Below are 13,107 nucleotides of genomic sequence, written 5' to 3'. Positions count from 1 at the left end.
AGGGATTTAGCGGAACACCACGGTCTTGTGACCGTTGAGAATGACGCGTCGCTCGCTATGCCATTTCACGGCACGTGCCAGTACCTGGCTCTCGGTGTCGCGGCCGCGGGCCGTCAGGTCTTCGACGGTGTCGGTATGGTCGGCGCGCGCCACGTCCTGTTCGATGATCGGGCCTTCGTCGAGGTCGGCGGTCACATAGTGGGCGGTGGCACCGATCAGCTTCACGCCGCGGTCATGCGCCTGGTAGTAAGGCTTGGCACCCTTGAAGCTGGGCAGGAAGCTGTGGTGGATATTGATGGCGCGACCGGCCAGCTTTTTGCACAGATCGTTGGACAGCACCTGCATGTAGCGGGCCAGCACTACCAGCTCGGCGCCTTCTTCCTCGATGATCTCGTACTGGCGCTCTTCGGCCTGGGCCTTGGTCGCGGCAGTCACGGGAATGTGATGGAAGGGAATGTTGTAGCTGGCCGCCAGCTGATAGAACTCGCGGTGGTTGCTGATGATGGCCTTGATCTCGATGGGCAGCAGACCCGACTTCCAGCGGAACAGCAGGTCGTTGAGGCAGTGGCCTTCCTTGCTGACCATGATCACGGTCTTGATGCGCTCGGCTTTGGAGTGCAAACTCCACTGCATTTGATATTGATCAGCTAATTGAGCAACGGATGCCTTTAGAGAGGCGGCGTCTTTGCCATCGCAGGCAAACTGCACGCGCATGAAGAACAGGCCGGTTACCGGGTCGTTGTACTGCGCTGCTTCTTCAATATTGCCGCCTTGCTCAAGCAAGAATCCAGAAACGGCATGCACCAGGCCCAGTCGGTCTGGGCAGGATAAAGTCAAAATATAGGCTTGGGTCATAGCTGGGCAATTGTCGCAGCAAGGCGAGGACCCTGCGGACAAAGGAAATTCATGAAAAGCGAGGAGGGGCATTCTGCGCTCACACCCAGGGTGATTGTCGCCCTCTATCTGTGTGCCGGGATGCTGTGGTTGGGGGCACAGGCAGGTGTGCTCAACTATTTTGATGTATCGCTGAATCGACAGTCGCTGCGTTGGCAGATAGGCCTGTTCATTGTTTGGTTGCTGGCGACCGCGCTGGTCGCACTCTGGTTCATGCAGCGCAAGACGCGCGCTGACCAGCGTGGCCGGGAGACTGCACAGGAGCTGGAGCTGGTGGTGCGCCACGCACCGGCCGGCATGGCCCGCGTGCACGTGGGCGGGGCCGAGATTGTCTGGGCCAATGCCAAGCTGGCGGGTTGGCTGGGCCGAAGCGTGGAATCGCTGCGCGGCCAGGATTTTCGGGTGCTGGTGCCGGTCCATGACCGGGACGAGGTGGTTCTGCAGCTGCAGCGCCTGCTCGACGGCAGCACTGACTACTTTCAGGTGCTGCGCCAGTGCGTGAATGCCGAAACCGGCAAGGTCACGCCCGTGCTGTGCACCACCAGCCGCGTGGCGGCGTCGGGGGTGGGAGGGCCGGTAGCCCTGGTCTGCGTGCTGCAGGACCTGAGCGAGATGGTCAGCGCGCGCAATGCCATGATGCGCAGCGAGACCATGCTGCGTCTGGCGCTGGAAGGCAGCGGCAATGGCGTGTGGGAATGGGATGCGCTGGAGCGGCGGCTGAACTTCTCCACGGGCATGAGCGCCTTGCTGCGCTACCAGGGTCAGGATCTGGCCCGCGAATTCGATTTCCACCAGCGCCTGCATCCCGAAGATGCGGCAACGGCGCGCGCCCAGGCCGAGCAGGCGCTGGAGCAGGGCAGCATGCTGGTGCTGACGGCGCGTCTGCTGTGCTTCGACGGTCTGTACCGCTGGTTCCGCGCACGCGGTCAGGCACACAGGGATGCGAGCGGACGTCTGATACGTATCTCGGGCCTGCTCTCCGATCAGACCGCGAGTCGCGAAGCCGATGAGCGCAGCCGTCTGGCTTCCACCGTGGTGGACAACACCATCGAGGGCGTGGTGGTGACTGATGCAAACAGCCGCATTCTCTCGGTCAACCATGCTTTCACGCGGCTGCTGGGCTTTTCCGAGGCCGAAATGCTGGGCAAGACGCCGCGCATGTTCAAGTCTGGCCGGCATGACAAGGCCTTCTACGATGCCATGTGGGCCAGCATGCATGCCACCGGGCACTGGCAGGGTGAAATCTGGAACAGGCGCAAGAACGGAGAGGTCTTTCCCGAACGCATGTCGCTGAGCGCGGTCAGGGACGCGAACGACAAGGTGACGCATTACGTCTGCATGTTTACCGACATCTCGGCCGAGAAGGCGCGCGAGCAGCAGCTGGATTTCCTCGCCCATCGCGACACCTTGACCGGTCTGCCAAACCGTGCGCAGTTCACGCGCATGCTGGGCGAGGCGGTGGCGCTGAGCCAGAGCAACAACCTCCGCATGGCCGTTCTGCTGTTCAATATCGACCGCTTCAAGGACGTGAACGACAGCTATGGCCACTCCATCGGCGACGAGGTGCTCAGGCATGTGGCTGTGCAGATGCAGGGCGCTTTGCGCCACGGCGACATCATTGGCCGCCTGGCGGGCGATGAAATCTGCGTGGTGGCCCAATCCATATGCGGCCGTGACAGTGCGGTGGAGGTGGCCGAGCGCCTGATGGCAGCTGCCGGCCAGCCCTGGACCACGCCGGACGGGCTGTCCGTGGTGGTGAGTGTCAGTGCCGGCATCTGTCTGTACCCCGAGCATGCGCTGACGGCCGGCGATCTGCTGCAGGGTGCCCATGCGGCGGTTTATGGGGCCAAGGCCAGGGGCTCCAATGCCTGGTGCTTCTTCCATGAAAACATGACTCAGGCCGCCCGCGAGCGCCTGGCCATGGAGGCGCGTCTGCGCCGTGCGCTGGATCTCGGTCATATGCGCTTGCACTACCAGCCGCAGATCGATCTGGCGACGGGACGCCTGATGGGGGCGGAAGCCCTGGTGCGCTGGCTGGACCCCGAGGACGGCCTGATCTCTCCGGCCCGCTTCATCACCGTGGCGGAAAATTCGGGCGTCATCGGTCCGCTGGGCCTGTGGGTGCTGGGCGAGGCCTGTCGTCAGGGCCAGCAATGGCGTGCCGCAGGCCTGCCCGATCTGACGATTGCGGTCAATGTCTCGCTGCATCAGTTTTTGCTGACCGATATTGCCGGTGCCACGGCCAGGGCGCTGGCCGAGTCGGGCTTTCCGGCCAGTCTGCTGGAGCTGGAAATCACCGAAAGCGCACTGGCCGAAAAGCCCGAGGAGGCACTGGCCGTGCTCAACCGCCTGCGCGAGCTGGGCCTTCGCCTGGCCATTGATGACTTTGGCACCGGCTATTCGTCGCTGGCGCACCTCAAGCGCTTCCCGCTCGATCTGCTCAAGATCGATCAGGGCTTTATCCGCGACATTCCGCACAGCGCGGACGATATGACCATCAGCAGCTCGGTCATTGCCCTCGGTCATGCCATGGGCCTGAAGGTCCTGGCCGAAGGCGTGGAAACCCAGGAGCAACTGAGCTTCCTGCAGCAAAAGGGCTGCGACTACTTTCAGGGCTATTTCTGCAGCCGGCCCTTGCCGGCCGAAGACTTCACGCGCCTGCTGGAACAGACCCGCGAGGGGCAGCCGCTGGTGGCTGTCGCGACTGCGGACTGAGGATCACCAGCCCGGCAGCAGCCGTCAAGGCTTGGGCGCGGGCCTGTTTTTCCATTGATCGCGCAGTTGCTGGCATTGATCCTCGGAGGCATTGCCTTCAAGTGTCAGCTGCTTGTCTGCTTTCATTGCGGTAGCAGTCTGTGCTTTGTCTGATTGGGCTATGGCCACTTTTTGCTTGAAGTCGGCAGGCAGCCAGGTCGGCACGCCGATATCGCTGCGCACATGACCACGGCCCGCTACCAGCAGCACGCTTTTGCCGGGCTGGCCCAGCTCGCGCACCGCTGTTTCCGTCACCCTGGCCATGGCTTCGTCGCGGGCCAGCTGAATGCGGGCCATGGGCGCTAACTGCGATTCGGGCAGCAGGCCGCAGTGGCCATCCTTGATGGCGTCGAGCTGCACCTGCCAGCCTGCGGCCGGCAGGTGTGCGTCGTAGCGGGACTCGCCCATGGCCTGCTTCATGCGGGTGCGCGGCAGATTGCCGCCAAGCACGGGCACGCCTGCCTTCACGGCAGCCATCACCACCGGACCATAGTCCTGCCATGGCCAGCCGCCCGGGCCGCCGCCCTGGGCCCATTGCAGCGCGGCCTTCACCTCCTCGTCGCTGGCCGATGCCGGCAGGCTCCGGGTGCTGCCGCCTGCGGGCGCCATCTCGACCACCAGGGCCGCGAGCCTGTCTTGCGCTGCCAGGTGGCGCACGGTAGCGGCTTCCCACTGGTGATGGGCGATCTGGTCATGCTGCTCGCCGAGCAGGATGAGCGGTGTTCCCGCCCACTGGCCCAGTGTCTGCTGCCACTCGGCATCGCTGGTTCGCTGAGCGCTTTGATGGGCGCAGCCGCCCAGCAGCAGGGCGCCGGCAAGAGCCGTCAGGGCCAAAGGATTGAGACGCTGGCGCGGCTGCGCCGCAGAAATGAAAGTCCACATATGAGCTGATTGCATTCGTCTAAGACGGGGCATGGCTTCGTAGCTGTAGATTTCGTACCGGCTTTGCCCACCGAGTTTTGCCGCGATACTGCGGGGCATTGCCCCTGTCGCGCGTCCATTGTCGTGCCTTGCCGGATTCCCGTGCACATGTCCGTATTGCTTCCCCCCGCGTTTCTGGCCCGTGTGGCCGTCACCCTGCTGCTGGCCTGGCTGGCCGCCCAGCTCTGTCTGATGCTGCATACGCCGCTGCCGTGGATGCTGGGGCCGCTGATTTCCATCTCCCTGCTATCGATGGGTGGAGCGCCCACCCAAAGCTGGGCCAGGCTGCGTGATCTTGGGCAGTGGACGATAGGCGGCGCACTGGGCCTGTATTTCACGCCTGCCGTGACCGAGCTGGTGGCCGGCCTGTGGTGGGCGATTGCGTTGGCCATTGCCTGGGCCTTGCTGCTGGGCTGGGGCTTCGGGCGCTGGCTGTATCGGGTGCAGGCAGCCTCCATGCTGGGGCAACGGGGCATGGACGAAAAGCGCTTGCGTGCCACGACCTACTTCTCTGGCGCGATAGGCGCGGCCTCGGAGATGACGTTGCTGGCCGAGCGCGAGCATGCACGCACCGATCTGGTGGCAGCGGCGCACAGCCTGCGGCTGGTGATAGTCACGGTGAGCATTCCCTTTGCCCTGCAATGGGCGGGTCTGCAGGGTGACCCTAGCCTGACGCTGCCCAGCGTGCGCAATGTGCAATGGCCGGGCTTTGCCTGGCTGGTTCTGGCCACTGGCGCGGGGGCGCTGCTGATGCTCAAGCTCAGGCGTGCCAACCCCTGGTTTCTCGGTGCGCTGGCCGTATCCATGGGCTTGACCATGGCAGGCCTGGAGCTGTCCGCCGTGCCCCAATGGCTGATGAATGCCGCCCAGCTGGTGATCGGCGTCAGCCTGGGGGTGCGCTTTCGCCGTGAGTTCCTGCACACGGCGCCGCGCTGGCTGGGCATGGTGGCGCTCGGTACCGTGGGGCTGATGGCAGTTTGCGCGGGATTCGCCTGGCTGCTGCACGGTGCCACAGGCCTGCCCTGGGTGACCTTGCTGCTGGGCACATCGCCAGGCGGCATTACCGAGATGGCCATCACCGCCAAGGTGCTGCAGCTGGGCGTGCCCGTGGTCACGGCCTTCCAGGTCTGCCGGCTGATTGCCGTGCTGTTGCTGGTGGCGCTGCTTTACCGCTGGCTGAGCAGTGCGCCGCCGATGACGCAGTCATAACCCGCAGCATGCAAAAGCGCTGGAGGCTCTGTCTGATCATCAGTGTCTGTGCGGGCCTGCTGCTGGCCGGACTTCTGATGTGGATGGCCTGGGACCACAATCCCCAATGCGAGATTCACTGCGCAGAGCAAGGCATTGACTGGGGGCACTGGCTGGCGCTGGGCGCGGCAGGGTGGCTGCTGGGTTTTTTCGGCTGCATGCTGCCTGCCAGCGCGTTGATGCTGCTGTGCAGAAAGTCATAGCGACTCGTGCTTTCCTGATAAGCACTAAGGCGTGTTTTCAGGCATTAAAAAAGCCACTCTTCCGAGTGGCTTTTTGTAAGGTCTTCAGTGAATGATGACCGGCTGCTGGGCCAGGCCCGTATAGGTGTCGAGAATTTCCTCCACCTCCTCTTCGGTGGGGGCGTCCTGCTGCCAGGCGAGGATCTGTTTCTGGAACATTTCGGCCCAGGAGCCGTCCAGATACACCTCCTTGCCCGAGCGCTTGTCCACGATCTCGAAGCCGTGGCGCGGCAGTTGATGGGCCTGCTGGATCTCGGCCTTGGCTGTGCCTGCCGGAACGTCTGCCTCCATATCGGGACGCAGATGGAGCACCGCAAAGGATTCAGAGTCGTAAAGCATTTGCATGGTGTTCCTCCTTTCACTTCCGTTATGAGCATGCCTGCCATGGATATGGCGGCAGGGTGCCGCATTTCAAGGTGGAAATGCCTGCTCTTGGCACTTGAGCACAGTATTCCATGGATTTGACATGGCTGTGGGCAACTGGTTTTCCCAAGCTGTAGTAGGCAAGTCCTTGAGCGCTGCGACAGCGTTCAGCCCGAGCCGGTGCAGGTTGCAGGCCTTGGCTGGAAGGTAAGTGAGCGCTTTTGATGCGGTAGCCCTGGGGTTTACGCCAGGAGGCGACACTCCGGGCTATTGCGGGGCGGGCTGATATTTCTTGAGCTGCAGATCGACAAAGTCATCCTGGCCCTGGCTGAGCTTGATGCGCACGGGCAGGTATTGCATGGCAGGAGCCAGCCAGACCGAGCCGCGCTGGTCGCTGCTGCTTTTGCCGGGCAGTTTGTCCAGGCGCAGCGCCATGACGCTGCCAAACGGCAGCTCCAGCGCCTCGCTGGCACCTACGCGGAACTGCCAGCGCACTGCCGAGCGTGCGCTGCTGGTGGTCAGCTCTATCAGTGTGCCTGGCGGGTATTTTTCGGGGCCGGCAGCCATCAGGGCCGAAAGCTGCAGAAAGACGCTGAGGCGGTCCTGCACGCCGTCGCCAATGGCTGCATCGGTCTGCCCGCCGCTGTAGTGCGCCTTGCCGCTGGCCACGTCAAAGGCTGCAGACTGGGTTCTGCGCCCCATGTCGCTGAAATTGAGTGGTTGCAGGCCCTTGGGCGTGATCAGCCCTTCGCTGGTCTGGGCGCGTTCGCCCAACAGGAACATGCTGATCGACTGCCTGGCCTGGTAGTACTGACCGTCATGCTGCCACTGCAGCTGGGCGCCGGCCGAGTATTGAAAACCCTTGACCTGACCCGAGGCATTGAACTCCAGCATGGCGGAGTTGGGCAGGGTGACGGGCAGCACGGCGCCAGGCGGCAGTGGCGCGCTGCCTGCGGGCGTGACCGTAATGGGGCGGGCCGTGTCTGCGCCATGCGCCTCGGCTGGCTCGGTTGCAGGCTCTGGTGCCGGTTCTGCAGCAGCGGGCTGCTCCGTATTGGCAACTGCTTCTGTTTCAGGAACTGCTTGCGCTTGTGCCTCCTGAGCTGGATGCGGATTTGGTGCGGAATCCTGCTCGCCCGGTATGGGCGTGGGCACGGGGGGCGGCGCTGGCGCCCGGGGCGCAACCCGGGGCTTGGACGCCGGCGGCGCAGCCGGTTTGGGTGCCGCAGGCGGTGGCGGGGGAGGAGGGGGCGCTTGCAGCATGCGCGTCTCCATCACGATCTGGGCGTCGGCAGGCCTGTTCGCAGGGCTAGGCTCCGGCAGTCCCCAGAGCAGCAGCCCGTGGGCTGCCAGCACCACACCGGTGATGGGCAGCAGCGCTTTGCGTGCCTGACTTGCCTGAGGAGTGCGGCCCATGAACGTGGATCGGAGATTGCGGGTTTCAGTGGCTGGAATCGGCGCGCCAGCCCAGGTCGCTGGAGAGCTGGCGGGCAGCCGCCTGCAGCGGCGCGTCTATGGCTCCACCATAGTCGGGGTCGAAAGTCGCCAGCGAGCCCAGGGTCATCAGGCCCAGCACGATATGGCCGGATGCGTCGAAGACCGGCACGCAAAAGGCCACAATGCCCGGCAGCACGGTATCGACCACGCGGGCCGTGCCGCGCTCGCGCACTTCGGCCAGCATGTCCGCCACGGCCTCCTCGGTCTGGGGCAGATCCTGGCGTTTGGCCTTGCGGGCGCGCTCGATTTCGGGCTCCAGCAGCGGCGCCGTCATTTCGCGCGGCAGCCAGGCACCAAAGCAGCGGCCCGTGGCCGAGGCCAGCATGGGCATGACGTCGCCCAGGCGCAGATTGGCGGTGACGGATTGCGCCGACTCCTCCCAATGCACGATGGTCGGGCCATGGTTGCCCCAGACGGCGATGGCCAGCGTGTGGTTCAGGGTCTCGAGCAGCGCCGGAATGCGCTCACGCGCCAGACGCACGGGGTCGAGGCGGGCCAGCGATGCCAGGCCGATCTTCAGCGCCGCAGGGCCCAGGTCGTAGCGCGAATTGCGCTCGTCCTGCGCCACCAGACCGATGCGCTGAAAGCTCACCAGATAGCGGTGAGCCTTGGCGGCACTCATGCCGGCGGCAGCGGCGACATCCTTGAGCATCAGCGGTCCGCTGGCCTGTGCCAGCGCCTCAATGAGGGAGAAACCCACTTCGACCGACTGAATCCCTGCGCGTTCCTTTTCCATTGCAATAGAATCGTGTTTTGTTTAGTTAAATCAATTTAACCAATCGTAATTTTGGCTAGCGTTGTCAGGCATTGTGCCAGCACCGCTGCCGCGAGCAGAGGGACAGAGAATGAAACTGGCAACGTACAAGGATGGCTCGCGTGATGGGCAACTGGTCGTGGTCTCGCGTGACCTGAGCCAGGCCTGCTATGCCACCGGCATTGCCAACCGTATGCAGCAGGTGCTGGACGACTGGAGCTATATGGCGCCCCAGCTGCAGGATCTGTCGCACGAGCTCAATCATGGCAAGGCCCGCCATGCCTTCCCCTTCGATCCCCGGCGCTGCATGGCCCCGCTGCCGCGAGCTTATCAGTGGGCCGATGGCTCGGCCTACATCAACCATGTGGAGCTGGTGCGCAAGGCGCGCAATGCCGAGGTGCCGGCCAACTTCTACACCGATCCGCTGATGTACCAGGGCGGCAGCGATGACTTCATCGGCCCCTGCGACGATGTGATCGTGCCCAGCACGGCCATGGGCATTGACTTCGAGGCCGAGATTGCCGTCGTCACCGGCGATGTGCCCATGGGCACGGACGCGAGAGATGCGCTGGACGGCATCCGTCTGGTCATGCTGGCCAACGACGTGAGTCTGCGCAATCTGATTCCCGGCGAACTGGCCAAGGGCTTCGGTTTCTTCCAGAGCAAGCCCGCCACGGCTTTCAGCCCCGTGGCCGTGACACTGGACGAACTGGGCGATGCCTGGAAGAGCGGCCGTCTGCATCTGACGCTGCAGAGCACCTGGAACGGCCGCAAGGTCGGCATGTGCGATGCGGGCGAGGAGATGACTTTTCACTTCGGCCAGCTGATCGCCCATATCGCCAAGACCCGCAATGTACGTGCCGGCTCCATCGTGGGCAGCGGCACGGTGAGCAACAAGGGCGTGGAGACCGGCAGCGGCAAGAACAAGCGCACGGAATGGCCCAAGGGCTATAGCTGCATCGCCGAAAAGCGCTGCATAGAAACCATTCAGGACGGCGCGCCCAAGACCGAGTTCATGCAGTTCGGCGACACCATCCGCATCGAGATGAAGGGCAAGGATGGGCAGAGCATCTTCGGTGCCATCGATCAGAACATTGCGCCGCCCGGCAGCAGCAGGGATGACGAGCCGCAGGGCCAGTCCTTGAATGCCTCCGAGGACTGAAGCCGCGACGCAGCAGCCATGCCCATGCCAAGTCTGAATCTGCCTCGCCGCAGGCCCTCGCTGAAGGCCGTGCCGGCCGCGTTGCTCGCACTGTGTGCGGGCCTGTGCATGGCGGCCGAGCCCGAAGGAGGCTGCCCGCCGCCCTTCAGCCCGCCTACACAGGCCGAAGTGCAGGCCATGGCTGCCCATATGCAGGACAGGGGTCTGCTCTGGCGCGTGCAGGATGGCGAGCGCACCAGCTGGCTGTACGGCACCTTGCATGTGGGCAAGCGGGAATGGATGCTGCCCGGCCGCACCATTGTGCGCTCCATGTATAGGGCAGACCTGCTGGCGCTGGAGCTGGATTTGCTGAATCCGCAGGTCATGCAGCAGTTGAGTGAGGGTTTCAAGGCCCGTGCCGACGCCCCCGCACTGCCCGCAGATCTGGAGGCCCGGCTGGCGCTGCAGCGAAAGCGAGCCTGTGCCGAACACCTGAGCGCGGAGCGCCCGGATGCCCAGTTGCTGGGGCTGGTCAGTCAACTGGGGCGCAAGCAGGGGCTGATGGCCGAGTTTGGCGCCGACCTTTTGCTGGCGGGCATGGCCCAGGCGCTGCACAAGCCCGTGCTGGGGCTGGAGTCGGTCCAGACCCAGCTCCGGGAGCTGCTTTCCGACGACCCCGCGGAGGTCCGGGAAAGCGTGCGTGACGGGCTTGAGCAGCTCGAAGATCCCAAGTCCCCGCAAACCCTGCAACAGCTGGCGAACATCTGGGCCAGCGGCAATGAGGAAACGCTGGAGAACTATGCCGATTGGTGTGACTGCATCAAGACCGAGCGTGACCGGCTCAAATACGCGCGCCTGATGGAGGGACGCAATCCCGGCATGGCGCAAGGCATTGCGAACCAGCTCAAGCAGGGCAAGACGGTGTTTGCTGCCGTGGGCGCGCTGCATATGGTCGGGTCCATGGGCTTGCCCGAGTTGCTGCGGCAAAAAGGCTATCAGGTCGAGCGTGTGAGATTCAAGCCGCCAGCCAAACAGGAATCGAAGTCAAAAGCACTTCAAACCGAATAGAGACAAGCGCAAGCTGCTATCAATTCTAAAAAAGCAGGCAGCTTGGCGGGGTCCAAAAATCATTCCACAACCCCCTACATCACCCTCAAGGAGACAAACGATGGATCGTCGTCAATTCCTGGCTGCCATGGCAGCCAGCTCGGCTGCTGCCGCATCCCCCTTTGCCATGGCGCAGGATTGGCCCGCCAACCCCGTGCGCTGGGTCGTTCCCTACCCACCCGGAGGCGGCACCGATGTGCTGGCCCGTACCGTGGCCGAGTCCATGCGCAAGACGCTGAACCAGACCATCGTGGTGGACAACCGTCCAGGTGCCTCGACCAATATCGGAGGCCAGCTCGTTGCCTCGGCCAAGCCCGATGGCTACACCATCATGTCGGCCGACAACGCCATCCTGGCCTTCAACGAACACCTGTTCAGCAAGCTTCCCTTCAGCCCCGACAAGGATTTCACCTATGTGGGCGGCATCAGCCGCTTCCCCATGGCGCTGGTGGTCAACCCCGCATTCGAAGCCAAGGACTTCAAGGAATTCCTGGCCTATGCCAAGGCCAACCCCGGCAAGCTCAACTACGCCTCACCCGGCAATGGCTCGCCCCACCATCTGGCCATGGAGCTGTTCAAGAACCGCACCGGCACCAGCCTGACCCATATTCCCTACAAGGGCGCTGCGCCCGCGCTGGCCGATGTGATGGGCGGTCAGGTGCCTTGCATGTTCCTGGATCTGGCATCGGGCCTGCCCGTGATTCAGTCCGGCAAGGTGCGAGCCCTGGCCATAGGCACGGCCAAGCGCGTGCCCAATCTTCCCAACGTGCCTACGCTGGCCGAGCTGGGTCTCAAGGATTCCGAGGTCTACGCCTTCCAGGGCATTCTGGGTCCCAAGGGATTGCCGCCAGTCATCGTGCAGCGCCTCAATGCAGACCTGCAAAAAGCGTTCAAGGATCCCGACGTGGTCAAGCGCATGGCCGACTTCGGCATGGAAGCCCTGCCCGGCACGCCCGAGCAGTTCCACCAGCTGGCACGCACCGAAGCCAAGCGTTGGGGTGAGGTCATCAAGACGGCTGGCGTGAAGCTGGACTGATCGTTCCTTCCCTGAGCTTCGCGAGGTCCTGGGCATGGCGTGAGCCGTTGCCGCAGACCTCGTCGGCTCGCATCACCACGGCCCTGCCTCCTTGAGTTGCAGGGCCGTTTTCAATAGGGCAGTATGCCCGGCAGCAGTGGACGGCTGAGGCGCTCGCGCCACCATTGCTGGGCCCGGCCGCGGGCATCGCTGCGCCAGGCCAGCCAGAAGGTTTCGGGCGGACGCGGCTCTTCCACCGCCAGTTCCACCAGCACGCCGGTCTCCAGTTCCACACGCACGCAGGCGCGCGGCACAAAGCCGTGGCCCAGCCCGGCGGCCTGGCATTCGATCTTGGCCTGCATGCTCGGCACGGTGATGCGCCGCTGGCCGGTGAGCAGGCCCACGGTGCGGTCGGTCAGCGAGCGCGCGCCGTCCCCCACCACCACGGCGGTGTGTTCCAGCAGGTCGCTGCGCGCCAGTGGGCGGCCCAAGCGCGCCAGCGGATGGCTGGCCGTCACGCAGAACACGAAATCGAGCTGGCCCACGGCCACGGCCTTGTGGCCGCCGCCGGCAGGGCCTTCGCCTGCCGCCACGATCAGGTCGGCCCGGCCTTCGCGCAAGGCTTCCCAGGTACCGGTCAGCGTCTCGCTGCCGATGCGCAGACGCGTGCCGCTGTTCAGCGCCTCGAAGGCCTGAATGTCGGCGCCGAAGGCGCTGGTGGGGATCAACGAGTCATGCACCAGGCGCACCTCGGTCTCGAATCCCGTGGCGATCTGGCGCAGCCGAGATTCGAGCTGACGCGCGGCTGCCAGCAGCCAGCGCCCTTCCTTGAGCAGTTCCTCGCCTGCTGGCGTGAGACTGACGCGCGGGCCGTTGCGCACAAACAGGTTCAGGCCCAGTTGTTCCTCGAGCTTGGACACGGCATAGGAGATGGTCGACGGTACTTTGTGCAGGCGCTCTGCCGCACCAGCGAACGAGCCGTGGCGCGCAATGGTGTCCACCAGTTCGATGGCTTCCAGGGAGAGTTTGAGCATATTGGATGTGCCTGAAAAACAATCATCGAAATTATCGATGATTGAGAAGATTTTCTTTCAGCATAACCGCATATCAGGCCGCGGATACTTCATTCATCGCCACACGGATTGCAGCAGAAAAAGGCAGGCAGGCCAGC

General features: G+C 64.0%; 12 protein-coding genes. 6 read left to right on the top strand and 6 right to left on the bottom strand.

Annotated elements, in window-relative coordinates; all coding sequences use genetic code 11:
- Positions 1–6: 6 nt before the first annotated feature.
- Positions 7–855 (bottom strand): formyltetrahydrofolate deformylase, encoded by an 849-nt coding sequence (purU, locus tag O987_RS24995; protein ID WP_003050678.1) that lies wholly within the window; start codon positions 853–855, stop codon positions 7–9.
- 51 nt (positions 856–906) lie between these two features.
- Between purU and O987_RS24990 the strand changes: the two genes are divergently transcribed.
- Positions 907–3,609, top strand: coding sequence for a GGDEF and EAL domain-containing protein (locus tag O987_RS24990; RefSeq protein ID WP_003050681.1), 2,703 nt, complete (start codon positions 907–909; stop codon positions 3,607–3,609).
- A 24-nt stretch (positions 3,610–3,633) separates the two neighbouring features.
- Here O987_RS24990 and O987_RS24985 read toward each other — a convergent pair whose 3' ends face one another.
- Positions 3,634–4,530, bottom strand: coding sequence for a ChaN family lipoprotein (locus O987_RS24985; RefSeq protein WP_043375450.1), 897 nt, complete (start codon positions 4,528–4,530; stop codon positions 3,634–3,636).
- A gap of 147 nt (positions 4,531–4,677) precedes the next feature.
- Between O987_RS24985 and O987_RS24980 the strand changes: the two genes are divergently transcribed.
- Both O987_RS24980 and O987_RS24975 read left to right on the top strand, forming a co-directional pair.
- Positions 4,678–5,778: an AbrB family transcriptional regulator gene (locus tag O987_RS24980; RefSeq protein ID WP_043375449.1), complete on the top strand. Its 1,101-nt coding sequence runs from the start codon at positions 4,678–4,680 to the stop codon at positions 5,776–5,778.
- Between the two features lie 8 nt (positions 5,779–5,786).
- Positions 5,787–6,020: a hypothetical protein gene (locus O987_RS24975; protein ID WP_043375446.1), complete on the top strand. Its 234-nt coding sequence runs from the start codon at positions 5,787–5,789 to the stop codon at positions 6,018–6,020.
- A gap of 84 nt (positions 6,021–6,104) precedes the next feature.
- Here O987_RS24975 and O987_RS24970 read toward each other — a convergent pair whose 3' ends face one another.
- The 3 genes from O987_RS24970 to O987_RS24960 all read right to left on the bottom strand — a co-directional run bounded on the left by O987_RS24970 (position 6,105) and on the right by O987_RS24960 (position 8,655).
- Positions 6,105–6,404: a DUF3567 domain-containing protein gene (locus O987_RS24970; RefSeq protein WP_003050692.1), complete on the bottom strand. Its 300-nt coding sequence runs from the start codon at positions 6,402–6,404 to the stop codon at positions 6,105–6,107.
- A 285-nt stretch (positions 6,405–6,689) separates the two neighbouring features.
- Entirely contained in the window at positions 6,690–7,838 is a 1,149-nt protein-coding gene (locus O987_RS24965) for a DUF3108 domain-containing protein (protein WP_043375442.1), read from the bottom strand.
- Positions 7,839–7,863: 25 nt separating this feature from the next.
- The gene (locus O987_RS24960) at positions 7,864–8,655 is read right to left on the bottom strand and encodes an IclR family transcriptional regulator (RefSeq protein WP_003050698.1); all 792 of its coding nucleotides are present in this window, start codon (positions 8,653–8,655) and stop codon (positions 7,864–7,866) included.
- Positions 8,656–8,764: 109 nt separating this feature from the next.
- Between O987_RS24960 and O987_RS24955 the strand changes: the two genes are divergently transcribed.
- The 3 genes from O987_RS24955 (at position 8,765) to O987_RS24945 (ending at position 11,957) form a co-directional block, all read left to right on the top strand.
- On the top strand, positions 8,765–9,835 hold the full coding sequence (locus O987_RS24955; protein ID WP_003050700.1) for a fumarylacetoacetate hydrolase family protein: 1,071 nt from the start codon (positions 8,765–8,767) through the stop codon (positions 9,833–9,835).
- A gap of 18 nt (positions 9,836–9,853) precedes the next feature.
- Positions 9,854–10,882: a TraB/GumN family protein gene (locus tag O987_RS24950; protein WP_050874042.1), complete on the top strand. Its 1,029-nt coding sequence runs from the start codon at positions 9,854–9,856 to the stop codon at positions 10,880–10,882.
- A gap of 100 nt (positions 10,883–10,982) precedes the next feature.
- Entirely contained in the window at positions 10,983–11,957 is a 975-nt protein-coding gene (locus O987_RS24945) for a Bug family tripartite tricarboxylate transporter substrate binding protein (protein WP_034377297.1), read from the top strand.
- A 110-nt stretch (positions 11,958–12,067) separates the two neighbouring features.
- On the opposite strand, the gene O987_RS24940 is transcribed toward O987_RS24945, so the two are convergent.
- On the bottom strand, positions 12,068–12,970 hold the full coding sequence (locus tag O987_RS24940; protein ID WP_003050708.1) for a LysR family transcriptional regulator: 903 nt from the start codon (positions 12,968–12,970) through the stop codon (positions 12,068–12,070).
- Between the last annotated feature and the right edge of the window lie 137 nt (positions 12,971–13,107).

It is taken from the genome of Comamonas testosteroni TK102 (assembly GCF_000739375.1).
GTDB lineage: Bacteria > Pseudomonadota > Gammaproteobacteria > Burkholderiales > Burkholderiaceae_C > Comamonas > Comamonas brasiliensis.
The sequence above is the reverse complement of the archived record's forward strand: the minus strand, read 5'-3'. Positions and strand labels throughout refer to the sequence as shown.